Raw genomic sequence first — 23,660 nt, forward strand, 5'->3', positions numbered from 1 at the left:
GCGCCATTCAGCCAGCCTTTCTCCACACAACAAAAAAACGGCCCCGGAGTCCGGGGCCGCAGTTGAATGGGGGGCGTGCGCCCGTCAGGCTTCGAGCGAGCGGCGCAGCATCTCAACGTCCTCAGCGATCTGCCCGTCAGTCAGCTTCAACTCTTCGATGCGCTTGACGCCGTGCATCACGGTGGTGTGGTCGCGCCCGCCAAAACGGCGGCCGATCTCGGGCAGCGAGCGGCTGGTCAGCTGCTTGCAGAGATACATCGCAACCTGCCGCGGCCGCGCATAAGAGCGCAGGCGCTTGGGGCCGATGATGTCGGACATGCGGATGTTGTAGTACTCCGACACCTTGCGCTGGATCTCCTCGACGGTGATCTTGCGCTCGGAAGCGCGCAGCACATCCGCCAAGCAGTCCTGGGTCAGATCCATGTCGATCTCGCGCCCGACCAGAGAGGCAAAGGCAAACAGCCGGGTCAGCGCGCCTTCGAGCACGCGCACGTTGGTCGAAATCCGGTGCGCCAGAAACTCCAGCACGCCATCGGCGATCTGCAGGTCCGGATAGGTCTCGCGCTGCTGCTGGACCTTGGTTTGCAGGATGCCCAGACGCAGTTCGTAATCGGTTGGGTGAAGATCCACCACCAGACCGCACTGCAGGCGGGATTTCACCCGGTCCTCCAGGTCCTTGATTTCACCCGGGGCGCGGTCGGCAGAGATGATGATCTGCTTGTTCTGGTCCACCAGCGCATTGAAGGTATGGAAGAATTCCTCCTGAGTGGAATCCTTGCCCGCGATAAACTGCACATCATCAACCATCAGCACGTCGACCGAGCGGAACAGGTGTTTGAAGTCCATCATCCGGCGTTCGCGCAGCGCCTGCACGAAGCGGTACATGAACTGTTCCGCCGACAGATACAGCACGTTCAGCGACGGGTTCTTCTCTTTCAGTTCCCAGGCGATGGCATGCATCAGGTGGGTTTTACCCAGCCCCACACCGCCATAGAGCACCAGCGGGTTGAAGGTGACCGGACCGCCCTCGCCGACCCGGCGCGCGGCGGCATGTGCCAACTCGTTCGGCTTGCCGACCACGAAGCTGTCGAAGGTGAACCGCGGATCCAGCGGCGCGGCCTGAAACGCCTCCAGCGTTTCTTTGCCCGCAGCGGATGACGGTACGGCCGGTGCCACGTCAATCGCATCCCGCATGGCAGCCGCCTGATGCACAGCGGGCCCCTCTGCCGGACGTGCGGGCGCATTGGCGATCACACGGAAAGCCAGACGCTGCACGGCCTCGCCGGACATCGTCAACTCATGCAGGATCAGATCCGCAAAGTTCTGGCTGACATAGTTGCCCATGAAATTCGTCGGCACCTTGAACACGGCGATACCACCGTCCACGGCATCAAATTCAAGCGGCTCGATCCAGGTCGTATAGTTGTTCTGGCCCACCGTTTTCAGCAGCCGATTTCTGACCTGTCCCCATTTTTCTTCCGTCATGCAGTGCCTCTCGCATCCCCAAAAGCAGCAGCCCATTTGCCAGGCCAATTCTATCGTTCCCCCCCGACAACGCGGGGGCGATCACTCAACACACGATCGTGTGCGGACCGAAGGGCGGCCGCATTGCCCGAAGGCAAATCGTTCGGTTAGAAACAGAAAAACACGCCGCAATATGCGGCGCACCTGCCGTCACGAACTCTATCGTACACAATCAGGACATGGCTGCTGTCATCACTGAACAGCAGTCGAAGTCGGCCAGATCTGGCACCCCAGTGCCGTCTGTCCGATCAACCTGGCAACCTTGATGCCCGTCAAGATTGCCCTTAGCAGCCTGTCCCCCCAGCGAGTGAATCGCTGTGACAGTGGTAGCAATTTGAGGGGGGGGCCAGCAACGAAACTATGATGTTGACTCTGGCTTTGGCGGCAAAGAATCTCTTGGGTCAAACGGGCCGTTTCAGGGCTTTCCCCAAAAAATCAGGGCGCTGCAATCCGCAACGCCCTGAACGATTGTTCACAAGTTCGGGACACTTCCCCAGGTGCCGAATCTCAGCCCAGCGACTTCACGCGGGCGGACAGGCGGGAGATTTTCCGCGAGGCGGTGTTTTTGTGATACACACCCTTCGTGACGCCGCGCATCAGTTCCGGCTGGGCGGCGCGCAGAGCTGCGGTTGCCGCGTCCTTGTCGCCCGATGCGATGGCTTCTTCAACCTTACGCAGGTAGGTGCGGATGCGCGAACGACGGGCTTTGTTGACGGCAAAGCGCTTTTCGTTCTGACGTGCGCGCTTCTTGGCCTGGGGCGAATTTGCCATGGTGTCTGACCTTATCTTCGAGTTCTGTTTCTATCGGACGCAATGCCAGCCGAACCCGGATCGGACCACCGGTGTGATTCTAGCCTAGGCGGGCTGCACGCGCATGTATGACGGCGGCATCTAGCCAACTTGGAGCCAAATTGCAAGAGCGCCAGTGCCGGAAAGGCAAACGGCGGGCCAGACAGCCCGCCGTGCCATGGGTTTCTGAAGGTCCGGCGTTACTTGTCGCGGAACTGCGCTTCGCGCTTTTCAAGGAAGGCTGCCATGCCCTCTTTCTGATCTTCGGTGGCAAACATCGAATGGAAGACCCGGCGCTCGAACAGCATGCCCTCGCTCAGCGGCAGCTCATAGGCCCGGTTGACCGTTTCCTTGACAGCCATTGCCGTAAGCAGCGATTTCTCGGCGATCTTCTGCGCGGCGGCGGTGGCTTCCTCAACCAGCTTCTTGGCCGGAACCACGCGTGACACCAGGCCCGCGCGCTCCGCTTCCTCGGCGTTCATGAAGCGACCGGTCAGATTCATGTCCATGGATTTGGACTTTCCGACAAAGCGCGTCAGCCGCTGGGTGCCACCGATGCCTGCCACAACGCCCAGGTTGATTTCTGGCTGGCCGAACTTGGCGGTTTCCGCCGCGATGATGAAATCGCACAGCATCGCCAGCTCGCAACCGCCGCCCAGCGCATAGCCTGCCACAGCCGCGATAATCGGCTTGCGGATGGCGCTGATGCGGTCGTTGGCCGCGGCAAAGAGATTGGTGGAGTACACCTCGGTGAAGCTCATCTCCGACATCTCCTTGATGTCGGCACCGGCGGCAAAGGCCTTCTCCGATCCGGTGATCACGATGCAGCGCACCTTGTCGCTGGCGTCAGCCTCTTCCAAGGCGTCGCACAGCTCTCCGAGAAGAGCCTGATTGAGCGCGTTCAACGCTTCCGGGCGGTTCAGTTTAATAAGGCAAACGTGGTCCTGCACATCGACGTTGATCGTCTCGTAGGCCATGGTTTCTCTTTCGGTTGTTCCGTTCAAATCCGAGTCCTTACCAAAAGGGCCCCGCGGATCAAGCTATCTTTGGCACTTTACACAATAGAAGGTAGAGCGTCCCGATTGCGTGATTCTGGTCACGGTCCCGTTACACCCCTGGCGCCGGCACGGCGCGTTTTCACGGCCGTAAACATCAAACGAGTGTTGGAAATACCCAAGCTCACCAGAGGCTTGCCGAAAATCCTTGAGGGATGATCCCCCCGCCCGGATCGCGTCCTCCAGCACCCTCCGGATGATCGGCACCAACGCCGCCACCCGTGGCGCCGCGATCTGGCCCGCCTTGCGCCGCGGCGAGATCCCGGCGCGAAACAGGGCTTCGCAGACGTAGATATTCCCAAGCCCGGCGATGATTCCCTGATCCAGCAAGGCCGATTTCACCGGCGTATTGCGCCCCTTGAAGGCCGCGATCAGGTGGTCTTCGTGGAAGTCATTTCCCAGGGGCTCCGGCCCCAGAACCGCCAGCAGCTTGTGCTGCTCTGCGGTGGCAGTATTCAGCAGATCCATCGCCCCGAACCGACGCGGATCGTTGAAGGTGATGCGCGCGCCATTGTCCATGTCCAGCACCACATGGTCGTGCTTCTCAGCCTGCGGATGGACATGCGCGAACTGGCCCAGCGGATCGCCCGACACCGTCATCCGCCCCGACATGCCCAGATGGATCAGCAGCGTCTCGCCCGTATCCAGATCCGCCAGGATGTATTTCGACCGCCGCCGCAGCTGGTTGACCCGCGCGCCGGTCAGCCGTTCGGCCATGGCCGGCGGGAACGGCCAGCGCAGATCCGGGCGGTTCACCGCAGCGCGGGCGATCACCGCGCCCTCCATCGCCGGCGCCAAACCGCGTTTCACCGTCTCGACCTCGGGCAATTCTGGCATTACACCGCTCCTGAACCAATGGGCCGCATTGTGCCTGCCCTCCAGCGCCTTATAACAAGGGCGAAACCCAGCAAACGGCAAGTGGCATGAGCAACAACAGCGACAACACCACCCATTTCGGCTTCGAAACCGTGCCGGAAGGCGAAAAGGCAGGCCGGGTGCAGGGGGTCTTCAACTCCGTTGCCTCGAAATACGATATCATGAACGATGTCATGAGCGTCGGCATCCACCGCGTCTGGAAAGACGCGATGATGGATTGGCTGGCGCCGCGGCCCGGTCAGCGGTTGCTGGACGTGGCGGGCGGCACCGGCGACATTTCCTTTCGCTTTCTGAAACGTGCTGGCTATGGCCATTCCACCGTGCTGGACCTCACCCGTCCGATGCTGGAAGAAGGCCGCAAGCGCGCCGAGGCCGAACAGATGGCCGACAGTCTGGACTGGGTCACGGGCGATGCGATGAAGCTGCCGTTCCAGGACAACAGTTTCGACGTCTACACCATCTCCTTTGGCATCCGGAACGTAACCCGCCCACAGGAAGCCCTGAACGAGGCTTACCGGGTGCTGCGCCCCGGCGGGCGGTTGATGGTTCTGGAATTCTCGCAGCTGCCCAATGAGGGCATGCAGAAGCTTTACGATCTTTACTCCTTTAACGTGATACCCCGGATGGGGCAGTTGATCGCGGGCGACTACGACAGCTACCAGTATCTGGTGGAATCGATCCGCAAGTTCCCGGATCAGGAAACCTTCTTGGGCATGGTCCAGCAGGCGGGTTTTGAGAACGCCAAATACCGCAATCTGTCGATGGGCATCGCCTGCCTGCACTCCGGCTGGAAGATCTGAGCCATGCGCGGCCCCCACAACATTCTGCGCCTGATCCGCACCGGCGCCACGTTTGAACGCACCGGCGCCATGCAATCCGTGCTGGAAGCGTTCGAAGCGCCAAAGCCCTTGCGCATACTGGCCCGCACGCTCGGCTGGCCGTTCAAATGGCTGGGCTACAGGGGCGACCCGTCGATGCCGCCGGAAACCCGCGCGCTGAACGCGTTGGGACCGGCCTACATCAAGTTCGGGCAGGTGCTCTCCACCCGTCCCGATGTGGTGGGTAAGGATCTGGCCAACCAGCTGCGGGTGCTGCAGGACAAGCTGCCGCCATTTTCCCGCGCCGAAGCGCTGGCAGAGGTGGAGCGCGAGCTGGGCCGTCCGGCGTCAGAGATCTTTTCGGATTTCAGCGACCCGATTGCCGCCGCCTCGATTGCGCAGGTGCATCGCGCCACCCTGGCCGACACCGGCGAGGATGTCGCCGTGAAGGTGCTGCGCCCCGGCGTGGAGCGCGCGTTCAATCGTGATGTCGACGCCTTCTACTTTGCCGCGCGGATCGTCGACCTGTTCGCGCCCGGCGCCCGGCGCCTGAAACCCATGGACGTGATCGAACACTTCGACGGCGTGGTCCAAGGCGAGCTGGATCTGCGGCTTGAGAGCGCCGCCGCCTCCGAATTTGCCGCCAATACGGCCCAGGACGAAGGCTTTCAGCTGCCCGAGATCCGCTGGGCGCACTCCGCCCGCCGGGTGATGACGATGGGCTGGGCCGACGGGGTTCCGCTGGGGGACAACGCCGCGTTGGATGCAGCGGGTCATGACCGCAAGCTGCTGGCAAACCGCGTGCTGTCGCTGTTCCTGCGTCACGCGCTGCGCGACGGTTTCTTTCATGCTGACATGCATCAGGGCAACCTGAAGGTGGCCGCCAACGGCGACATCATCGCCTATGATTTCGGCATCATGGGGCATATCGACGAATACACCCGCCGCGTCTATGCCGAGATCCTTTATGGGTTCATCAAGCGCGACTATAAACGTGTGGCCGAGGTGCATTTCGAGGCAGGCTACGTGCCCGCCAACCGTGACGTCGATGAATTCGCCCGCGCCCTGCGCGCCGTGGGGGAGCCGATCTTTGGCATGGATGCCAGCCAGATCTCCATGGGCCGTCTTCTGAACTACCTGTTCGAGGTGACCGAGCGTTTCGGCATGGAAACCCGCACCGAGTTGATCCTCTTGCAGCGCACCATGGTCGTGGTCGAGGGCGTTGCGCGCTCGCTGGATCCGCATATCAACATCTGGGAGGCCGCCCGTCCGGTGGTCGAGGATTACATCAAGAAATCCATCGGTCCGCGCGCCGTGGTCAATGATCTGCTGGGAACCGCGCGGGTGATGGCCCGTTTTGGCCCACGTTTGCCGGCCCTGGTCGAACAGGCTCTGATTGCACAGGCACAGCAGCCACAACAACAGAACCGCAGCAACACCTGGGTCGTGCCGGCCCTTTGTGGCGCCGTGGGCGGCGCCGCGGTGATCGGCCTTCTGACACAGATCCTGTAGGCCAGGCAGAGACTTCCCTGCATGGACGATCGTCGCAGCGCGGCCGCGGTGCGGGCGAAACGCGGACCTGTGTCACGAGGCCACGCACAAAGCCCGCTACAACCAAAAGATGTCCCGCACAGGCATTTGGAGGTTTGCTTCGGCCGTATCTGCCGCGCTATGCATGGATATGTTCAAAGCGGTTTTTCATAGTCAGCTGAGCCTGCGCCTCATCGTGGCGTCACTGATCATCAGCTCGATCCTGTCGGTTTTTTCGACCGGCGTGCAACTGTATCTCAGCTATGAAAGCCAAAAACGGGATGCTGCCGCCGGGCTGCAATTGATACGCGAGACCGTGTCCACCTCGCTGGCCAGGGGGCTCTGGGAGTTCAACCAGGACATCGTGCAAGCTATCCTTGAAGGCGTGGTGACCAGTGATTTCATCGACGCCGTTGCCCTGACCACGCCCACCGGCACATCGTGGCAGCTGGGCGAAAACCCGCGGGAGCAATACGACGAGAACGTCCCGCTTATCTATACGCTGTCGTCCGACGAAAGCTTCCAGGTTGGCACGCTGAACGTTTCGGTGGACTATTCCAGGATTCAGCAGCGTATCTGGACCCAGCTGTGGACCACTCTGGGCTCCAATGTCGCCAAGGCCTATGTCGCGGCGCTCGCTCTGTTGCTGGTTTTCTATACGCTGGTCTCCCGTCATCTGGTGCAGATCGCGGCGCATATCGACGCGCCCGGAGCGGACGAGGGAGCGCGAACGCTGACCCTTGACCGGCCGATGGTGGGAAAGCCTGACGAGCTGGACAAGTTGGCGGCGGCCTTCAACCAGTACGAGGCGCGCATCGCGCGCCAGATGGAGGCGCTCAGCAGCGAAATCCGCGATCGCAAACGCGCTGAAAAAGAACGGGACGCGCTGTCCATCCACTCGGCCTTTCTGACCACCGTCAGCCACGAAATCCGCACACCGCTGAACGCGATACTGGGGCTTCTGCACCTGGTGGAACTGGCCCCCGACAACCCGCCCAAGACGCGGCAACATGCGCGCACAGCCCTGGCGGCAGGGCAGAACCTTCTGGAAATGCTGAACAACACTCTGGAGGCTGCGCGGCTGGAGGCCAAAGAGGTCAAGGTCAACCCTGTCAAAACCAATATCCGCGATCTGGCGGCCTATTGGCTGGAAACCACCCGCGCGGCGATCCACCGCCGCGGCAAAAGCGACAAGGTCGAGGCCTCGCTGCATATCGCGCAGGATCTGGCACCGCATTACCGGCTGGATGGCGCGCGCCTATCCCAGGTTGTGGGGAACCTGACCGACAATGCCGCGAAATTCACCGCAGAAGGACAGATCGAGATCGAAGTGGGGCTACGCGCGCCGCGCGATTCGCTCCATTCCCCACAGTTGACGGTAAATGTGCGGGATACGGGTGGCGGCGTAGAAAAAAACGCGCAGAAGATGATATTTGATCGCTTCAGGCAAGTTGACCAAGGGTTGAAACGACAGCATGATGGTGCGGGACTTGGACTGGCAATTTCCTCTGAAATCGCGGAACTGATGGGTGGATCCCTAGAGCTGCTTGAAGTCCCCAGAGACGGTTTCGCGACCGAATTCCTGTTTCTGATTCCAACCGAAGCAATTACGGAACCGGCTGATGAGTAATCCGCGCAAAGTCCTGCTCGTCGAAAATGACGAATTCACGCGATACATGATGCGCGAAATCATTCTGGCTTTGGGCGTCGACGTGGAAATCGCCGTGGATGGTCAGGAAAGCCTTGATATTCTCTCGAAGGCGCCGGGCGCTTTTGGCCTGGTTTTAATGGATCTACACATGCCGCGTGTTTCGGGCATCGACGCCACCCGGCAGATCCGGGACAACCGCGCAGACCCGCCGCGCAACGTGCCGATCATCGCGGTGACGGCCGATGTGGCCTATCACGACGATTCGATCGTCAGGGAGCTGGGCATGAACGGCTTTGCCTCAAAGCCTGTGACACCGGGACAGTTGTTGAACTTGATAGACAAATTCTGCGCGGCGGCCTGACACCGCGGCAGAATCAGCGACGGGTTCCTTAAACGGCCCCTTCGGGGCCGGGTCATTGCCAGCAACCGAGCGCGCCTGAGGAACGAGTAAGGACAGGTTACGCATGGACGACCAGGACCAAAACGAGCGCACTGCGTCCGCGCTGAGCGAGCAGGCCAGCTGCACCGAAGCGGAGACCAAAAGCCGACTGGACTACCGGGTCGTGGGCATCGCCGCGTCGGCGGGCGGGCTGGAGGCGCTCTCGTCGCTGGTTCAGAACCTGCCGCGCTCGGCGCGGGCCATCTATGTCATTGCCCAGCACATGTCTCCGACCCACAAAAGCGTGCTGACCTCGCTGATCGTGCGTGAAACGTCTTGCCTTGTCGCCGAGTTGGAGGCCGAGGTTACGCCTGAGATCGGCACCATCTATGTGACCCCGCCCAACACCGATGTGGTGTTCGAGGGCGGCAAGCTGCGTCTGCGCAACCCGACGGGGCATCCAGCCACGCCGAAACCTTCCGCCGACCGGCTGTTCACTAGCATGGCGAAGGAATGCGGCGAGGATTGCGTCGGCATCGTGCTGTCCGGCACCGGCAGCGATGGCAGCTACGGCGTGCAGTCTATTCGTGAGTGCGGCGGCATCACCATCGCGCAGGAACCGGGTTCTGCCAAATACGACGGCATGCCGACCTCGGCGATCGAAACCGGCTGCGTCGACCTGACCCTGCCCCCCGAGCAGATCGGTACGCATTTCGAAAAGATCCTCGCGCAGCCGCGCAATCTGGAATTGCTCCGCCCAGATCCGGATGAGCCCACCAAGCTGAGCGAGTTGTTTGGCATCCTGCTGGCCCGCACGCAGGTGGATTTTGCAAATTACAAGGAAAACACCCTAAACCGCCGCATCGCCAGGCGCATGTCGGCGCTGGGGATAGAAGATTACGAAGGCTACGTCGATTACTGCCGCACGAATATCGATGAGGTCGACGCCTTGCACCGCGATCTGCTGATTTCGGTCACCCGCTTCTTTCGCGATCCCGAACAGTTCCAAAAACTGTACGAACAGATGGAGAAACAGCTGGCCAGCCGCGCCTCCGGGCCGATCCGTGTCTGGGTTGCCGGCTGCGCCACCGGCGAGGAAGCCTATTCTATCGGCATCCTGATCGCCGAAATCCTTGGTGGCATTCACGAGCTGTCCAAAAACAATGTCCAGATCTTCGCCACCGATATCGACCAGAACGCCATCGAGATTGGGCGCAAGGGTGTTTACCCGATTTCCGCGGCACAGGATATACCCGCCAGCTACCTCCAAGAATACTTCATTGTCGGCGAGAACGACATTACCGTGCGGCAGGAACTGCGCAACGTAACCTTGTTTTCCCGGCATAACGTTTTCCAGGATCCGCCGTTTATCAACGTCAATCTGGTCACCATTCGCAACGTGTTGATCTATTTCAACCCTGCCTTGCAAGAGCGGGTCCTGACCCGGCTGCATTACGCTATGGCCGTCGGCGGCCTGCTTTTTCTGGGCACCTCGGAAACCGTGGGCGAGATGGGTGTCTACTTCGATGCCCGCCAGGGCGCCGACAAGATCTTTGGCAAGCGACGCGGCATTTCAGGCGAACTCTCGGTCGCCCCAGGCAACAGCGGCAGCGGCTATCTACGCTCCGTGCGCGGACATAAATCAACCCAGCTGACGGCCAATGACCAGGCGACGCAGGCGGACCTGTCGCTCGCCCGTGCGGTGGCGCCCAACGGGATGATCTGCACCCGCAACGGCGACATCATCGAGGTGCTAGGAGATATCAGCGCCTATAGCGAGATCCGGGCTGGTATTTCCACCTCGCTCAGCGTGAAGATGCTGATCGAGCCGTTGCGCGGCGAGGCCGCGAGCCTGATCGCCATCGCGATCCGCAGTGAAGCGCGCCGCGACGGGCGCTGGCATCCGGTATCTCTGCCAACGGGTAATCGGGTGCAATTGCAGGCCTTTCCTTTCTTTCACCACCGCGGTGGCGAGGTGCACTGCCTGCTGGCAATCAACGCCAGATTCGAGGAGGAAAAGGAGATCAACCTGGATCAGATCTCCGACAGCGACCAGCGCGACTACGTCCAGCGCATGGAGCTGGAAATCCGATCCACGCAGGAGGCACTGCAACAGACGATCGAGGAACTGCAGGCAGCCAATGAGGAACTGCAATCCGCCAACGAAGAGCTGCAATCCACCAATGAAGAGTTCCAGGCCACGAACGAGGAGCTGGAGACCTCCAACGAGGAGCTGCAATCCACCAACGAGGAGCTGCTGACCGTCAACGAGGAGTTGCAGATCAGCTCGGCCGAACGACAGGCGTTGGCGTCTGAGCTGGAGGCGACCCTGGCATCCTCGCCCTATGCGGTGGCTTTGGCGGACCCGGCGTTGATCATCCGGCGTCTGTCACGGGTGGCGCTGGAGGTGTTTGGTATCGCGGAACTGCCGCCGACCGGGCTGCATCTCAGCCAGTGTAACCTGCCGCGCGGTTTCCCGGCTCTCGCGCCGATTGCCAACGCGGTTCTGCGACTCCGCGAGACCCGGCGCATACCGGTGCTGTCCAACGGCGAGGACTTCACCCTGGTGATGTCGCCTGTGCTGGATCAGCATCAAAAGCTGATCGGGATCTCGATCACCATCACCCGGTACGACAACGGCCCCTTCAACAATGTCCTGCGGCTGGTCAGCAAGGTGGCGCGGGTCGGGTTCTGGACACATAATCTGGACACGCGGGAAAGCCAACTGTCGCCGGAAACGCATGTGGTTCTCGGCATCGAGGGCGCACCGGACGCGCTGAGTTTCGACGATATCCTCAACCGCGCCCACCCGGAAGATCAGCCTGCGCTCCGGTCCTCGATCGATCGGCTGATCGACAAAGGTGGCTCCTTTGAATTCGAAGCCAGGTTCTTTGACGATGCGGGCGGTACGCGCAAGATCAATGGCAGCATGATGGTGTTCCGCGATTCGCATGGCGAAACCGTGCAGCTGATCGGTGTCTGCTGGGACAAGGCGAAACAGGACGAACACAAGCTGATGCTGGATTGCAGTGCCGCTGTTCAGGCACAGCTGGGCATCGGTGTCTTCTCCTACGATGTGGTAAACAATGTTCCGATCTGGAATCCGGGTATGTATGACATTCTCGATTATGATCGCAGCGTTGAAATTTCCTCGATCGAAATGCTGCTGGAACGGATCCACCCCCAAGACAGAGACGGCGTTAAGAACCACCTGCAAAGCACCCTGATGCACGGCGCCCGGTTCCAGTCACAGCTGCAGCTGGTTGATCGGCAGGGCCACGCGCGCGCCGCGACCCTGATTGTGGAGGCAAACCAGGATCATCACGGCAGGGTCACGCATGTGTTTGGTGGAATGCAGCTGCATCCGGCGGAGGCTGAATGACCTGCCGCCCCGCATCGGGCCGCCCCGGGAACAATGGTCATCACCACCATGTCCCTGCCCCTTTCGCCCAATGCCGGGTCTGGCCCAACTTTCGGCACGCCCCTGCTCTGACAGACGATGATATCAATGGATCTTGAGGCGACGAAAATCGGGTTCGATGTCTTGGGCAATGCCTTTCTCGCGTCGCCCTATGCGTCGATGATCCTGGACTGGAACGGTAAGATCCTCACTGCCAACAGGCGGGCTGAACGCAGTTTTGCCGCCCCTGAGGCCATCGGGACCCCCAGTTTGGCGGGTATACCGCTGAGTGATCTGACGCGCTGCGACCCAGATGACGTCCTTGCGCGACTGCGCAAGGGGGCCGCAGCGGGCACCGTCGGGTTGCCGATGATCGGCAATTCCATGATCCAACCGGCGGCGGATACCGAATTCCGGGTCTCGCTGCTCCGTGCGGCCGTCCAAGGGGAACGGCTGCTTCTGTTGACGCAGGACCAGCTGCGGGTCACCGCTGACTCTCTGCGCCAGATGAATGAGCTGCGCGCCAAGCTGCATGATGAGCTGCGCAGGGCCCGCGACGACGTGATGAGCCTTCAAGAAACCCTGTTCACGATGCAGGCCTTCGCTCATGCCGCGTCCCATGACCTGCGCACGCCGATCAACACGCTGATCGGCTCCCTGCAGTTCTTTTCGGAGAACTACACGGAAAATCTGCCCGAAACGGCGTTGCAATTTCTGCAGCACATGTCCCGTGCCGCCCGTCAGATGGATACGCTGACGACAGAGCTGCTGGAGCACTCTGTTTCAACCGCGGCAGAGATCAAGTTTCGGGATGTCCAGATGGAGGAGGCCGTTGCCGAAGCCTGCGACAGTCTCACACAGCCGTTGCAGGCAAGCGATGCGCAGCTGCGGGTTAACGGGACCGGCTGTCTGATTTACGCCGAGCCCACTCTGCTGCATCTGGTGCTGACCAACATTCTGTCCAACGCCTTAAAATACCGGTCCCCGGCGCGGCCGCTTGAGATTGACATCACCATGGCGGGCAGCGGCCGGGAGAACTGGACCCTGTCAATTGCCGATAACGGCATCGGGTTTTCAGACGCAGATAGATACCGGATCTTTCAACCTTTTCATAGAATTAACAGGGAGATCGAGGGCACCGGCATCGGCCTGTCCACATGTTCCGAGATCTGCCGCCGCCACAAATGGACGTTCGAGGCGCAGGGGGTACCCGATCGCGGCGCAGTCTTTACGATTTCAGCCCGCGCTGCCCGCTAGCGCGACGCGCCGGAAAATGCCGCCCATCGCGGGTTCCAGAGCGATCAGGTGCCGGCCGCGACGTGCGGAACCGTGGCCGCCCGAAGGGGTTCAGTGGTGCTCAAGCGGCCGCTAACGTGATCCACCATGCTCAGCAGATCCGGCAGTGCAACGGGTTTGCGCAACACCCAGCGGATGTTGCGGCTCAGCCCGAACAGCTCTCCGCCGGTGAACAGTCGGCTGCCGGTGATGTAGACAACGGGCGTGTCCGGGCAGCTCAGCGCGGCATAATCTGCAACCGGCAGCGATATCTCTTCACCGATCTTCAAATCCAGCACCAGAACGTCGGGCGACGCTTTCGACAGTTCTGCGATCGCCTCGGCGCAGCTCGCCACCGCGGTGACCTCATAACCAACGGTTCGCAGCGCGTTTTCAAATGTGAAACGGGCGCCGATATCATCTTCCAGAATCAGGACCTTGGATGCCAAACTGCCCTCCATTCGCACAGCTGACCCGTGCTGTTGCTGCGAAGATCGCACTTTTTATCGCTGGCCTTAACAGCCAGTTCACAGAAAGGCGGGAGCCAGCGCGACGCGGATACAGGCGCGGACTCGCAAATCCTTCATTATGGTATACGACTCTACCCTAGATTGTCACCCTGACGCGTAAAAACCGCGCAAACTTTCCGCGTTAGGCTGCTCGCCGTGGCACCTGAGTCGGTCGCTACGCCATGTTCCCCATAAAAAAAAGGGCTATTGGGCGAATGTGTTATACGCCCGATAGCCCCCGTTACCCCGGCAGCGCACCCGCTATGCGTTACAGCCGTTCGATCGCCAGCGCGATGCCCTGACCGCCGCCAATGCACATGGTCACCAGCCCCCGGCGACCGCCAATGCGTTCCAGTTCATACAATGCCTTCAAGGTGATGATCGCGCCGGTCGCGCCGACCGGATGGCCCAGTGCAATGGCGCCCCCGTTGGGGTTTACGCGGGCAGGGTCGAGGCCCAGCTCCTGGTTTACCGCCAATGCCTGCGCGGCAAAGGCTTCATTCGACTCGATCACGTCAAAATCATCCGCCGACAGGCCGGTGCGCGCCAACAGGTTGCGCACGGCCGGCACCGGGCCGATACCCATGACCTCGGGGCGTACGCCCGCATGTGCATAGCCCAGGATCCGCGCCTTGGGCTTCAACCCGGCCTGCGCGGCCGCGTCAGCCGTAGCCAGCACCATCGCAGCTGCGCCATCATTGATTCCGCTGGCATTACCGGCGGTTACCCGACCGTTTTTTTGAAACACCGGTCGCAGCCCCGCCAGTGCCTCGGCGCTGGAGGCCTTGGGGTGTTCGTCCACATCGAACGGCACCAATTCGCGTTTCACCTTTACCTCGATCGGTGTGATCTGGGACTTGAAATGCCCCGCTTCGATCGCCGCGGCGGCGCGGGTCTGGCTGGTCACGGAAAAAGCGTCCATCTGTTCACGGCTGATGCCGTGCTCATCGGCGACGTTTTCCGCCGTCACCCCCATGTGGCCGGTGCCAAAGGGGCAGTTCAGCGCTCCCAGCATCATGTCCAGGGACTGCACGTCACCCATCTTGGCCCCCCAGCGGCTCTGCTGGAGAATGTATGGGCTGCGCGACATGTTCTCAGCGCCGCCAGCCAGGGCGAACTCTGCATCGCCCATGGCAAGCGATTGATAGGCCGAAATAATCGCCTGCACGCCAGAGCCGCACAGCCGATTCACATTCATCGCAGGCACAGACTCCGGCACCCCCGCCTGCATCGCCGCAACCCGGCTCAGGTACATATCGCGCGGTTCGGTGTTGATGATATGGCCGAACACCGCATGGCCGATCTGCGGCCCCTCGACGCCTGCGCGTTGCAGCGCCGCGCGGGACACTGCGGCGGCCAGATCAATAGGCGCTGTATTGGCCAACGCCCCCCCAAAAGTGCCAATTGCCGTACGAGCGCCGTCCAGGATCACGATGTCACGCATTGTCTTCTCCTCATCCGATTTGCCGCGACTATGCACTCGCAGCATCAACCTGTCTGCCGGGACGTGCCGTCACAAAGACCACCGCCATGCCCCGCCTCTGTGCCCCGCGTCACGCGGCTGGCTGCTTCACCGACGTACCGGCGATTGACAAACACCCGGCGGCGGCGCAGAGAATCCGTCATGACGGAAAACACAGACGACATCCTGACCCTGCTGCCCGCCCGCCTGAAGGAAGCCCGCCGCGCCCAAGGCCTGAGCCTCGAGGCGGTGGCCAATCTCTCCGGCGTCAGCCGTTCGATGGTCAGCCAGATCGAACGCGGCGAAAGTTCTCCTACAATTGCAACTCTGTGGAATCTGACCCGCGCCTTGCAAGTGGATTTTGCCGGTCTGCTGGAAGCAGGCGACATGCAGGACCGGGTCGACGTGTTGCGCGCGGCCGACGTTCCCAAGATCGAGAACATGGGCCAAGGCTGCCGCATTCGCATCCTTTCGCCCCCCGAAGATGCCGGCGGTCATGAGGTTTACGATATTCGGTTCGAGACGGGCGGCGAGCTGAACAGCCAGCCACACACCCGCGGGACCGTAGAGCAATTGACCGCGTTGGAAGGCACCGTAAGGGTGGTGTCGGGCAGCGCCCAGGATCACTTGCGGGCGGGCGACACGGCCCGGTATGCTGCGGATGTACCTCACGCTATCACCGCCCCGGACGGGCCGGCGCGGGTGTTCCTGATCGTCAAGAATGCCTGACGCAGAAAAAACTTCCGCATATCCTCTTGAACGACTCAGCATCTAGGCGCATATGTGGGCTGCTTACGTTATTCTTGTCGATCCACTGTCTCCCGTTTTCGCGGCGTTATCAGTCTCTCGATCCAGACCGACTACGCCGGGCTGCCGCACCAACGCGGGCAGCACAATTTAGGAGACTACGGATATGGCCACTGGCACCGTAAAATGGTTCAACACCACCAAAGGCTTCGGCTTCATCGCACCCGACGGCGGCAGCAAAGACGTGTTCGTGCACATCTCTGCCGTGGAACGCTCGGGTCTGACCGGCCTGGCAGACAACCAGAAAGTCACTTTCGACATCGAGCCCGGCCGTGACGGCCGCGAGTCGGCAGTGAACCTGGAACTGGCATAAGCCAGACTGCCACTGCAGTATTGCGGCGCGGTCCCCGAAAGGGGGCCGCGTTTTTTTGTGGCGAGACGCGCCTCAGGCCTTGTCCTGCCAAAGCTGCGGCTGCCACAGCTCCACCTTGTTGCCCTCCGGGTCCATGATCCAGGCAAAGCGGCCGTTCTCGTGGCTTTCCGGCCCCTGCAAGATGGGTATGCCCGCCTGAGTCAGCTGGGCAACCATGCCGTCCATGTCGTCAATTCGATAGTTTATCATGAAGGGCGAAGCACTGGGGTTGAACCAATTGCTGTCCGCCGCCGCCGTGCTCCAGACCGTGAGGCCGCCATCATTGGCCGTGTCCTGCTGCCAGTTGAGAATGGCCCCGCCGAAATCGGCCAGCTCCAGCCCCAGATGATCGCGGTACCACGCCGCCAGCGCCTGCGAATCGCCCCGCGCCTTGATGAACACCCCGCCAATTCCTGTTACCCGTGCCATGTGCGTGCCCTCCCACTTGCTGAACAGCAGATAGGTCAACTAGCCAGGTTGTCATCCGGGCGTCCGGTTTTACGGATTTTATTCCGGGATAGTGAAATCCCGTATTTCGGATCTCAATCCGTTATGGTAGAAGCTCGAGTCGAGACATATGAGGGAGCTTGCGCATGTCCACTGCATTTCTGACCGACATCTCCAACACACTGACCCAGATCGAGAACGAGGGCCTGTACAAGCGCGAGCGAATGATCACCTCCCCGCAGGGGGGTGAGATCACGGTAGGCGACCGGCAGGTAGTCAATTTGTGCGCCAACAATTACCTTGGTCTGGCCGACCACCCCGACCTGATCCGGGCCGCGCGCGACGCGATGGATCCCAAAGGCTTCGGCATGGCCTCGGTCCGCTTTATCTGCGGTACCCAGGACATTCACCGCGAATTGGAACAGCGGCTGGCGAATTTTTTGGGCAAGGACGACGCGATCCTGTTTGCCGCCTGTTTCGATGCCAATGGCGGGCTGTTCGAGCCGCTTTTGGGGCCGAAGGATGCGATTATCTCGGACAGTTTGAACCATGCGTCGATCATCGATGGAATCCGCCTGTGCAAGGCCAAGCGCTATCGCTACCTCAACAGCGATATGACCGATCTGGAAGCTTGGCTGAAACAGGCCCGCGAAGACGGTGCGCGTCATATCATGATTGCGACCGACGGCGTGTTCTCGATGGATGGCTACCTGGCGAAACTGCCTGAAATCCGGGCGCTGGCCGATAAATACGACGCCGTCGTGATGGTCGATGACTGCCACGCCACCGGCTTCATGGGGGCAACGGGGGCCGGCACGCCGGAGCATTTCGGGGTGGACGTGGATATCGTCACCGGCACATTGGGCAAAGCACTTGGGGGGGCCATTGGCGGTTACATCGCCGGGCCGCAGCCAGTGATCGACCTGCTGCGGCAGCGGGCGCGGCCCTATCTGTTCTCCAATTCGCTGCCGCCCGCAATTGTCGCCGCCGGGCTGGAGGCGATCCGGCTGGTCGAGGAAGGCGATGCGCTGCGCGCCCAGCTGTTCGAGAACGCCAAATACTGGCGTGCGGGGCTGGAAAGCCTGGGCTTTGACCTGCTGCCGGGCGAGCACCCGATCATCCCGGTGATGCTGGGCGATGCGCAGCTGGCGCAGGACATGGCGACGCGGCTGTTCGACGAGGGCGTTTACGTGTCGGGCTTCTTTTTCCCGGTGGTGCCGCGCGGCCAGGCACGGATCCGCACCCAGATGAATGCGGCGCTGACGCGGGACGAGCTGGACCGGGCACTGGCCGCATTCGGCAGGGCCGGCAAGGCGCTGGGGGTGATCTGATGGGCCATCCCAACACGATGACGGCGCTGGAGAAAAGCCACCCGCGGGAAGGACTGTGGATGGTGCAGGCACCAGTGCCGGAGATCGGCCCGGACGAGGTGCTGATCCGGGTAAGGAAAACCGGCATCTGCGGCACCGACATCCACATCTGGAACTGGGACGACTGGGCCGCGCACACGGTCCCGGTGCCGCTGATTACCGGCCATGAGTTCGCCGGCGAGATTGTCGAACTGGGCCGTGATGTGACCGGGCTGGAGATTGGTCAGCGCTGCTCTGGCGAGGGGCATCTGATCGAGCATGACTCGCGCCAGAGCCGCGCGGGCAAGTTCCATTTGGACCCCGGAACCCGCGGCATCGGGGTGAATGAACAAGGTGCCTTTGCCCAGTATCTGAAGCTGCCCGCCTTCAACGTGGTGCCGCTGCCGGATGATGTGCCGGACGAAATCGGTGCCATTCTGGATCCCTTAGGCAATGCGGTACACACAGCGCTGAGTTTTGACCTGTTGGGCGAGGATGTGCTGATCACCGGCGCGGGTCCCATCGGCATCATGGCGGCGGCGGTGGCGCGGCATGCCGGCGCGCGGCATGTGGTCATAACCGACATCAACCCGGACCGGCTGGCGTTGGCGCAGCATGTGGTGCCGACACTGCGCGCCGTAGACGTGGCCCGCGAAGACCTGCAGGATGTGGTGCGAGAGTTGGGGCTGAAGCAGGGGTTTGACGTCGGGCTGGAGATGTCCGGCAGCCAGGCGGCCCTGGACCAGATGGTCGAGGCGCTGGTGATGGGAGGTCGCATCGCGTTGCTGGGCATCCCACCGGGGAAATCGCCGGTCGACTGGTCGCGCATCGTGTTCAAGGCGATCACCATCAAGGGCGTCTATGGCCGCGAGATGTTCGAGACCTGGTACAAGATGATCGCGATGCTGCAGAACGGTCTGGACGTCAGCCGGGTCATCACCCATCGATTCGGCGTCGATGACTTCGCCGAAGGCTTTGCCGCGATGAAGTCCGGCGCCAGCGGGAAGGTGGTGCTGGACTGGACGTGACACCGCACGTGGGGGGCTTTGCCCCCTCGCGCTGCCGCGCTCACCCCCAGGATATTTCTGGCCAGAAGAAGAGGGGTCAGGGCGTGAGCACCCGACGGCCCTCATCGGTCAGAAGCCAGCACTCGCGGCCTTCGAATACGGCCGTGGTCAACGGGTGCCCGTAGCCCGCGCCGGTGTCCAGGTTCACACGGTTGCCGTGATGCTCGGCCCGCTTCACGTGGGTGTGGCCATGCACCACCAGCCAGGGGTGCGGGCGGTTGTCGGTCAAAAACTCCTGGCGGATCCACACAAGGTCGTCCTCTGCCTGCTGCGCCAGCGGCAGTCCGGGGCGAATGCCCGCGTGGACGAACAGCAGTTCACCCTCTTGGTGGCAGGCTTTCAGCTGCGCTGCAAACGCGCGGTGCTCCGGCGGTACCGCGGCGCGGGCCCGGGCGTGGACCTGGTAAATCCGCTCACGCTCAGCCACGTCGACGCCATAAGATTGCAGGGTTTCCACCCCGCCGATGCGCGGATGCAGCCAATGGTAGCCGACCAGCAGCCGGTCGTCGGTGCGGGGATGGTCCTCCAGGAACATCGAAAACATCCGGTCATGGTTGCCCTTGATGCAGACCCAGTTGCGCCCCTCGGCCTGGCCGCGCGCCAACCGGTCGATGACCCCGTGGCTGTCAGGGCCACGATCGCAATAATCGCCAAGGAAGACAATGCGCGCATCGGGCCCGCCGTCGGCTTCGATCCGCAGAAGCGCGTTTTCCAGCATGGCAAGCTGTCCGTGAATGTCGCCAATGGCATAGATAGGCGCAGACATATGGGGCTCCTGTGACGAGGTCTGGGACGGTGATGCCGGATTGCGATGAGGGGCTCAAGCCTTGCGGCGGATAAACAGGGCTGGCCGCGCGACGAAATTGCCACATCTTATGGGAACATAAAACGGACATAACAGACCGGGAGGGATGGTCATGACAGGAATTGCACGTTGGTTCATGCTGTTGGCGCTGGGATCAGTGCTGGCGGGCATGGTGTGGGGAATTCAGATGTCGGCAAGCGAGGATCACCTGCTGTCGCCGGCCCATGGGCATCTGAATCTGCTGGGTTGGGTCAGCTGCTCGATCTTTGCATTCTATTACCACCTGCTGCCGGGCGCTGCGGCGGGGCTGTTGCCGCGGCTGCATCTGGCGGCGACGGTGCTGACACTGCTGCTGCTGATTCCGGGCATCCCGCTGGCAATCCTGGAGCGCACCGAAGTGCTGGCACAGATCGGGTCGCTGGTGGGGCTTGTGTCGATGGTGATCTTTGCGAGCGTGGTGCTGCGTGGCACCCCATCGCAGGCGCGTGACGCGGTGCCCCAGCGGGGCTGAAACGGCAAACGCCCCCGCAGAGTTCTGCGGGGGCGCGGGTGTTTCAGATGGTCCCCGGATCAGGCGACGTCGAATTGCAACGGCTTGATCTGGTTGAACATACCGGTCTCGGCCAGTTTGGCGCGGGCCTCGGCCGGGACGGCTTCATCCACGTACAACAGCGCAATCGCCTCGCCGCCGGCCGCGGCCCGGCCCAGGGTGAAATTGGCGATGTTGACACCGTTGTCGCCAAGGGTGTGGCCCAGGGTGCCGATGATGCCGGGTTCATCATTGTTGGTGGTATAGAGCATATGCGCTCCCACATCCGCCTCGATGTTGATGCCCTTGATCTGGATGAAGCGCGGCTTGCCGTCCGAGAACACAGTGCCCGCAACCGAACGCTCGCGCTTGGCGGTGACTGCGGTCACCTTGATGTAGCCGTCAAAGGCGCCGGATTTGTCCTGGTTGGTGGTCGAAATCTGGATACCGCGCTCCTTGGCAACGACCGGGGCAGAGACCAGATTCACCTCGGGGTTGGCGCGCTTCATGATGCCTGCGATCACCGCGCAGTTCAGGGCGTCCAGGTTCATGTCCGCGGCGACACCATCATAAAGAATGTTGATCGCCTGGATCGGTTCATCCGACATCTGGCCAACAAAGCTGCCGAGGTGATCGGCCAGCTTGATCCACGGCCCCATAACCTTGGCTTCCTCGGCGGTGACCGATGGCATGTTCAGCGCGTTTTCCACGGCGCCCGTCAGCAGATAGTTCGACATCTGCTCTGCGACCTGGAGGGCAACGTTTTCCTGCGCCTCGGTGGTGGCGGCGCCCAGGTGCGGGGTGCAGACCACGTTGGGCAGGCCGAACAGGGCGTTTTCTTTGGCCGGTTCTTCGGCAAAGACGTCAAAGGCGGCGCCTGCCACATGGCCGGAGGTCAGCAGCTCCGCCAGCGCGGCCTCGTCCACCAGACCGCCGCGGGCACAGTTGATGATGCGCACACCCTTCTTGGTCTTGGCCAGGTTGTCCTTGGACAGGATGTTGCGGGTCTGGTCGGTCAACGGCACATGCAGGGTGATGAAGTCGGCGCGAGCCAAGAGCTCGTCCAGCTCCACCTTCTCAACGCCCATCTTGTCGGCCTTTTCCTGGCTCAGATAGGGGTCAAAGGCCGCAACTTTCATCTTCAGGCCGCGGGCGCGGTCGCAGACGATGCCGCCGATGTTGCCGGCACCGATCACGCCCAGCGTCTTGCCTGTCAGCTCGACGCCCATGAACTTGGACTTCTCCCACTTGCCCGCGTGGGTCGAGGCGGAGGCCTCCGGCAGTTGGCGCGCCACGGCGAACATCATCGCGATGGCGTGTTCGGCGGTCGTGATCATGTTGCCGAAGGGCGTGTTCATCACGATGACGCCGCGCTTGGACGCCGCTTCCTTGTCGATATTGTCGGTGCCGATGCCGGCCCGGCCGATCACCTTGAGATTCTCGGCGTTCTCGAGAATCTTGTCGGTCACCTTGGTGGCGGAGCGGATCGCGAGACCGTCGTATTGGCCGATGATTTCGGCCAGCTTTTCCTTGTCCTTGCCCACGTCGGGCTGAAAGTCGACCTCGATGCCGCGGTCACGGAAGATCTGAACGGCGGCTTCGGAAAGCTTGTCGGAGATGAGAACTTTGGGAGCCATTGATGTGGTCCTTCATATGCAGAGGCCGGGGTGCGGCCCGAAAAACGGAGAATGTCTGGCGCTGCCCGGCGCGGGCCGGGCAACGGGGATCACGGATCAGCCTTGTGCGGCGATCTCGGCCTCGAAGGCCCATTCGAGCCAGGGCAGCATTGCCTGGATGTCCGCGGTCTCAACCGTGCCGCCGCACCAGATGCGCAGGCCCGCAGGCGCGTCACGGTAGGCGCCGACGTCCAGCGCCACGTCCTCGGCTTCCAGGCGCTTGGCCACGGCCTTGGCAAAGGCGGCGCCCTCCTGGATGCGTTCATCGGTGAACTTGAGGCACACAGAGGTGTTGGAACGCGTTGCCGGATCCTCCGCCAGGTTGGCGATCCAGGGCCTCGCTTCGCAGAAAACGAACACCGCCTGCGCATTGGCATCGGCGCGGGCAATCAGCCCTTCCAGACCACCGACAGAGCGTGCCCAGTCCAGCGCCAGCAGGTAATCCTCCACCGCCAGCATCGACGGCGTATTGATGGTGGCGCCCTTGAAGATGCCGTCGATCAGCTTGCCACCCTTGGTCAGGCGGAAGATCTTGGGCAGCGGCCAAGCGGGGGTGTAGCTTTCCAGACGCGCCACTGCACGGGGGCTCAGGATGATCATGCCATGCGCCGCTTCGCCGCCCAGCACCTTCTGCCAGGAGAAGGTGGTCACATCTAGCTTGTCCCAGGGCAGATCCTGCGCGAAGGCGGCAGAGGTCGCATCGCAGATGGTCAGACCGGCGCGGTCGGCCGCGATCCAGTCGCCGTTGGCAACCCGCACGCCGGATGTGGTGCCGTTCCAGGTGAAGACCACGTCATTGGCAAAATCGACGCTGGCAAGATCCACGATCTGGCCATAGTCGGCAGTTTTCACCTCGGCGTCGATCTTCAGCTGCTTGACCACATCGGTGACCCAGCCGGCGCCAAAGCTTTCCCAGGCCAGCATCTCGACCTTGCGTTCGCCCAGCAGGTTCCACATCGCCATCTCAACCGCGCCGGTGTCGGAGGCGGGCACGATGCCGATCTTGTAGTCTGCGGGGATGTTCAGCAGCTCACGCGTACCTTCGATCGCAGCCAGCAGCTTGTCCTTGCCCACCGCGGCGCGGTGCGAGCGGCCCAAGGGCGCGTCGGACAGTTTGGCCAGATCAAAGACGGGGGGTTTGGCGCAGGGGCCAGACGAAAAACGCGGGTTGGCCGGCCGCGCGGCCGGTTGTGCAATAGCCATAAATGCTACCCTTCCAGATAAGCGCCCCTCGTTGGGGAGGGGTGTCCCGCGATCAGAGCTAGAGCGCCGCCTCGCGACTCGCAACAGGCAAAATCGTTCAAAACGGCCAATCACCCGATTTTTGCGACACAGAAAATCCACCATCGGAAACAGCCGC

Annotated in this window: 21 protein-coding genes; 11 read left to right on the top strand and 10 right to left on the bottom strand. The window is 61.8% G+C overall.

What is annotated here, in order from left to right:
- Nucleotides 1-84: 84 nt before the first annotated feature.
- The 4 genes from dnaA to mutM form a co-directional block, all read right to left on the bottom strand.
- The gene (gene dnaA / locus AC0IPL_RS00335; RefSeq protein WP_474271097.1) at nt 85-1,485 is read right to left on the bottom strand and encodes a chromosomal replication initiator protein DnaA; all 1,401 of its coding nucleotides are present in this window, start codon (nt 1,483-1,485) and stop codon (nt 85-87) included.
- A 546-nt stretch (nt 1,486-2,031) separates the two neighbouring features.
- Nucleotides 2,032-2,295 (bottom strand): 30S ribosomal protein S20, encoded by a 264-nt coding sequence (rpsT, locus tag AC0IPL_RS00340; RefSeq protein ID WP_474271099.1) that lies wholly within the window; start codon nt 2,293-2,295, stop codon nt 2,032-2,034.
- Nucleotides 2,296-2,513: 218 nt separating this feature from the next.
- A complete protein-coding gene (locus AC0IPL_RS00345) occupies nt 2,514-3,290 on the bottom strand; it encodes an enoyl-CoA hydratase (RefSeq protein WP_474271101.1) in 777 nt (258 codons plus the stop codon).
- A 63-nt stretch (nt 3,291-3,353) separates the two neighbouring features.
- Entirely contained in the window at nt 3,354-4,205 is an 852-nt protein-coding gene (gene mutM / locus AC0IPL_RS00350) for a bifunctional DNA-formamidopyrimidine glycosylase/DNA-(apurinic or apyrimidinic site) lyase (RefSeq protein ID WP_474271103.1), read from the bottom strand.
- Between the two features lie 86 nt (nt 4,206-4,291).
- Here mutM and ubiE point away from each other — a divergent pair, with 86 nt between their 5' ends.
- From ubiE to AC0IPL_RS00380, 6 genes are all read left to right on the top strand, one after another.
- Nucleotides 4,292-5,044, top strand: coding sequence for a bifunctional demethylmenaquinone methyltransferase/2-methoxy-6-polyprenyl-1,4-benzoquinol methylase UbiE (gene ubiE / locus AC0IPL_RS00355; RefSeq protein ID WP_474271105.1), 753 nt, complete (start codon nt 4,292-4,294; stop codon nt 5,042-5,044).
- A gap of 3 nt (nt 5,045-5,047) precedes the next feature.
- On the top strand, nt 5,048-6,574 hold the full coding sequence (ubiB, locus tag AC0IPL_RS00360; protein WP_474271107.1) for a 2-polyprenylphenol 6-hydroxylase: 1,527 nt from the start codon (nt 5,048-5,050) through the stop codon (nt 6,572-6,574).
- 163 nt (nt 6,575-6,737) lie between these two features.
- Complete coding sequence (locus AC0IPL_RS00365; RefSeq protein WP_474271109.1) at nt 6,738-8,222, top strand: ATP-binding protein; 1,485 nt, start codon at nt 6,738-6,740, stop codon at nt 8,220-8,222.
- Nucleotides 8,215-8,604: a response regulator gene (locus tag AC0IPL_RS00370; RefSeq protein WP_474271111.1), complete on the top strand. Its 390-nt coding sequence runs from the start codon at nt 8,215-8,217 to the stop codon at nt 8,602-8,604. Before AC0IPL_RS00365 ends, AC0IPL_RS00370 begins: the two co-directional genes overlap by 8 nt.
- A gap of 103 nt (nt 8,605-8,707) precedes the next feature.
- Nucleotides 8,708-12,004, top strand: coding sequence for a chemotaxis protein CheB (locus AC0IPL_RS00375; RefSeq protein WP_474271113.1), 3,297 nt, complete (start codon nt 8,708-8,710; stop codon nt 12,002-12,004).
- Between the two features lie 126 nt (nt 12,005-12,130).
- Nucleotides 12,131-13,279 (top strand): sensor histidine kinase, encoded by a 1,149-nt coding sequence (locus tag AC0IPL_RS00380; protein WP_474271115.1) that lies wholly within the window; start codon nt 12,131-12,133, stop codon nt 13,277-13,279.
- 44 nt (nt 13,280-13,323) lie between these two features.
- Here AC0IPL_RS00380 and AC0IPL_RS00385 read toward each other — a convergent pair whose 3' ends face one another.
- A complete protein-coding gene (locus AC0IPL_RS00385) occupies nt 13,324-13,758 on the bottom strand; it encodes a response regulator (protein ID WP_474271929.1) in 435 nt (144 codons plus the stop codon).
- 316 nt (nt 13,759-14,074) lie between these two features.
- Nucleotides 14,075-15,250: an acetyl-CoA C-acyltransferase family protein gene (locus tag AC0IPL_RS00390; protein WP_474271117.1), complete on the bottom strand. Its 1,176-nt coding sequence runs from the start codon at nt 15,248-15,250 to the stop codon at nt 14,075-14,077.
- 180 nt (nt 15,251-15,430) lie between these two features.
- Between AC0IPL_RS00390 and AC0IPL_RS00395 the strand changes: the two genes are divergently transcribed.
- Nucleotides 15,431-15,997, top strand: coding sequence for a helix-turn-helix domain-containing protein (locus AC0IPL_RS00395; protein ID WP_474271119.1), 567 nt, complete (start codon nt 15,431-15,433; stop codon nt 15,995-15,997).
- 184 nt (nt 15,998-16,181) lie between these two features.
- Complete coding sequence (locus AC0IPL_RS00400; RefSeq protein ID WP_474271121.1) at nt 16,182-16,388, top strand: cold-shock protein; 207 nt, start codon at nt 16,182-16,184, stop codon at nt 16,386-16,388.
- Nucleotides 16,389-16,460: 72 nt separating this feature from the next.
- Here the strand turns inward: AC0IPL_RS00400 and AC0IPL_RS00405 are convergent, their stop codons facing one another.
- Nucleotides 16,461-16,856, bottom strand: a complete 396-nt coding sequence (locus AC0IPL_RS00405) for a VOC family protein (RefSeq protein ID WP_474271123.1) — start codon at nt 16,854-16,856, stop codon at nt 16,461-16,463.
- A gap of 164 nt (nt 16,857-17,020) precedes the next feature.
- Between AC0IPL_RS00405 and AC0IPL_RS00410 the strand changes: the two genes are divergently transcribed.
- Together AC0IPL_RS00410 and tdh are read left to right on the top strand one after the other, a co-directional pair.
- Nucleotides 17,021-18,205, top strand: coding sequence for a glycine C-acetyltransferase (locus tag AC0IPL_RS00410; RefSeq protein ID WP_474271125.1), 1,185 nt, complete (start codon nt 17,021-17,023; stop codon nt 18,203-18,205).
- A 17-nt stretch (nt 18,206-18,222) separates the two neighbouring features.
- On the top strand, nt 18,223-19,251 hold the full coding sequence (gene tdh, locus AC0IPL_RS00415; RefSeq protein WP_474271931.1) for an L-threonine 3-dehydrogenase: 1,029 nt from the start codon (nt 18,223-18,225) through the stop codon (nt 19,249-19,251).
- A 76-nt stretch (nt 19,252-19,327) separates the two neighbouring features.
- Here the strand turns inward: tdh and AC0IPL_RS00420 are convergent, their stop codons facing one another.
- Nucleotides 19,328-20,056, bottom strand: a complete 729-nt coding sequence (locus AC0IPL_RS00420) for a metallophosphoesterase family protein (RefSeq protein ID WP_474271127.1) — start codon at nt 20,054-20,056, stop codon at nt 19,328-19,330.
- A gap of 151 nt (nt 20,057-20,207) precedes the next feature.
- On the opposite strand from AC0IPL_RS00420, the gene AC0IPL_RS00425 reads away from it, so the two are divergent.
- Nucleotides 20,208-20,606: a hypothetical protein gene (locus AC0IPL_RS00425; RefSeq protein ID WP_474271129.1), complete on the top strand. Its 399-nt coding sequence runs from the start codon at nt 20,208-20,210 to the stop codon at nt 20,604-20,606.
- 59 nt (nt 20,607-20,665) lie between these two features.
- Here AC0IPL_RS00425 and serA read toward each other — a convergent pair whose 3' ends face one another.
- Together serA and AC0IPL_RS00435 are read right to left on the bottom strand one after the other, a co-directional pair.
- Nucleotides 20,666-22,261, bottom strand: a complete 1,596-nt coding sequence (serA, locus tag AC0IPL_RS00430) for a phosphoglycerate dehydrogenase (RefSeq protein WP_474271131.1) — start codon at nt 22,259-22,261, stop codon at nt 20,666-20,668.
- 96 nt (nt 22,262-22,357) lie between these two features.
- Nucleotides 22,358-23,503 (bottom strand): phosphoserine transaminase, encoded by a 1,146-nt coding sequence (locus tag AC0IPL_RS00435; protein WP_474271132.1) that lies wholly within the window; start codon nt 23,501-23,503, stop codon nt 22,358-22,360.
- Nucleotides 23,504-23,660: the final 157 nt, after the last annotated feature.

Source organism: Leisingera sp. SA32 (assembly GCF_056033425.1).

Excerpts from the sequence above, each read along its gene's own strand:
- AC0IPL_RS00410 (WP_474271125.1), top strand. The coding sequence starts at position 17,021 with ATGTCCACTGCATTTCTGACCGACATCTCCAACACACTGACCCAGATC.
- AC0IPL_RS00420 (WP_474271127.1), bottom strand. The coding sequence starts at position 20,056 with ATGTCTGCGCCTATCTATGCCATTGGCGACATTCACGGACAGCTTGCC.
- AC0IPL_RS00435 (WP_474271132.1), bottom strand. The coding sequence starts at position 23,503 with ATGGCTATTGCACAACCGGCCGCGCGGCCGGCCAACCCGCGTTTTTCG.
- AC0IPL_RS00375 (WP_474271113.1), top strand. The coding sequence starts at position 8,708 with ATGGACGACCAGGACCAAAACGAGCGCACTGCGTCCGCGCTGAGCGAG.
- AC0IPL_RS00385 (WP_474271929.1), bottom strand. The coding sequence starts at position 13,758 with ATGGAGGGCAGTTTGGCATCCAAGGTCCTGATTCTGGAAGATGATATC.
- serA (WP_474271131.1), bottom strand. The coding sequence starts at position 22,261 with ATGGCTCCCAAAGTTCTCATCTCCGACAAGCTTTCCGAAGCCGCCGTT.
- AC0IPL_RS00395 (WP_474271119.1), top strand. The coding sequence starts at position 15,431 with ATGACGGAAAACACAGACGACATCCTGACCCTGCTGCCCGCCCGCCTG.
- AC0IPL_RS00365 (WP_474271109.1), top strand. The coding sequence starts at position 6,738 with ATGGATATGTTCAAAGCGGTTTTTCATAGTCAGCTGAGCCTGCGCCTC.
- AC0IPL_RS00370 (WP_474271111.1), top strand. The coding sequence starts at position 8,215 with ATGAGTAATCCGCGCAAAGTCCTGCTCGTCGAAAATGACGAATTCACG.
- ubiE (WP_474271105.1), top strand. The coding sequence starts at position 4,292 with ATGAGCAACAACAGCGACAACACCACCCATTTCGGCTTCGAAACCGTG.
- AC0IPL_RS00405 (WP_474271123.1), bottom strand. The coding sequence starts at position 16,856 with ATGGCACGGGTAACAGGAATTGGCGGGGTGTTCATCAAGGCGCGGGGC.
- tdh (WP_474271931.1), top strand. The coding sequence starts at position 18,223 with ATGACGGCGCTGGAGAAAAGCCACCCGCGGGAAGGACTGTGGATGGTG.
- AC0IPL_RS00425 (WP_474271129.1), top strand. The coding sequence starts at position 20,208 with ATGACAGGAATTGCACGTTGGTTCATGCTGTTGGCGCTGGGATCAGTG.
- ubiB (WP_474271107.1), top strand. The coding sequence starts at position 5,048 with ATGCGCGGCCCCCACAACATTCTGCGCCTGATCCGCACCGGCGCCACG.
- mutM (WP_474271103.1), bottom strand. The coding sequence starts at position 4,205 with ATGCCAGAATTGCCCGAGGTCGAGACGGTGAAACGCGGTTTGGCGCCG.
- AC0IPL_RS00400 (WP_474271121.1), top strand. The coding sequence starts at position 16,182 with ATGGCCACTGGCACCGTAAAATGGTTCAACACCACCAAAGGCTTCGGC.
- AC0IPL_RS00380 (WP_474271115.1), top strand. The coding sequence starts at position 12,131 with ATGGATCTTGAGGCGACGAAAATCGGGTTCGATGTCTTGGGCAATGCC.
- rpsT (WP_474271099.1), bottom strand. The coding sequence starts at position 2,295 with ATGGCAAATTCGCCCCAGGCCAAGAAGCGCGCACGTCAGAACGAAAAG.
- AC0IPL_RS00345 (WP_474271101.1), bottom strand. The coding sequence starts at position 3,290 with ATGGCCTACGAGACGATCAACGTCGATGTGCAGGACCACGTTTGCCTT.
- dnaA (WP_474271097.1), bottom strand. The coding sequence starts at position 1,485 with ATGACGGAAGAAAAATGGGGACAGGTCAGAAATCGGCTGCTGAAAACG.
- AC0IPL_RS00390 (WP_474271117.1), bottom strand. The coding sequence starts at position 15,250 with ATGCGTGACATCGTGATCCTGGACGGCGCTCGTACGGCAATTGGCACT.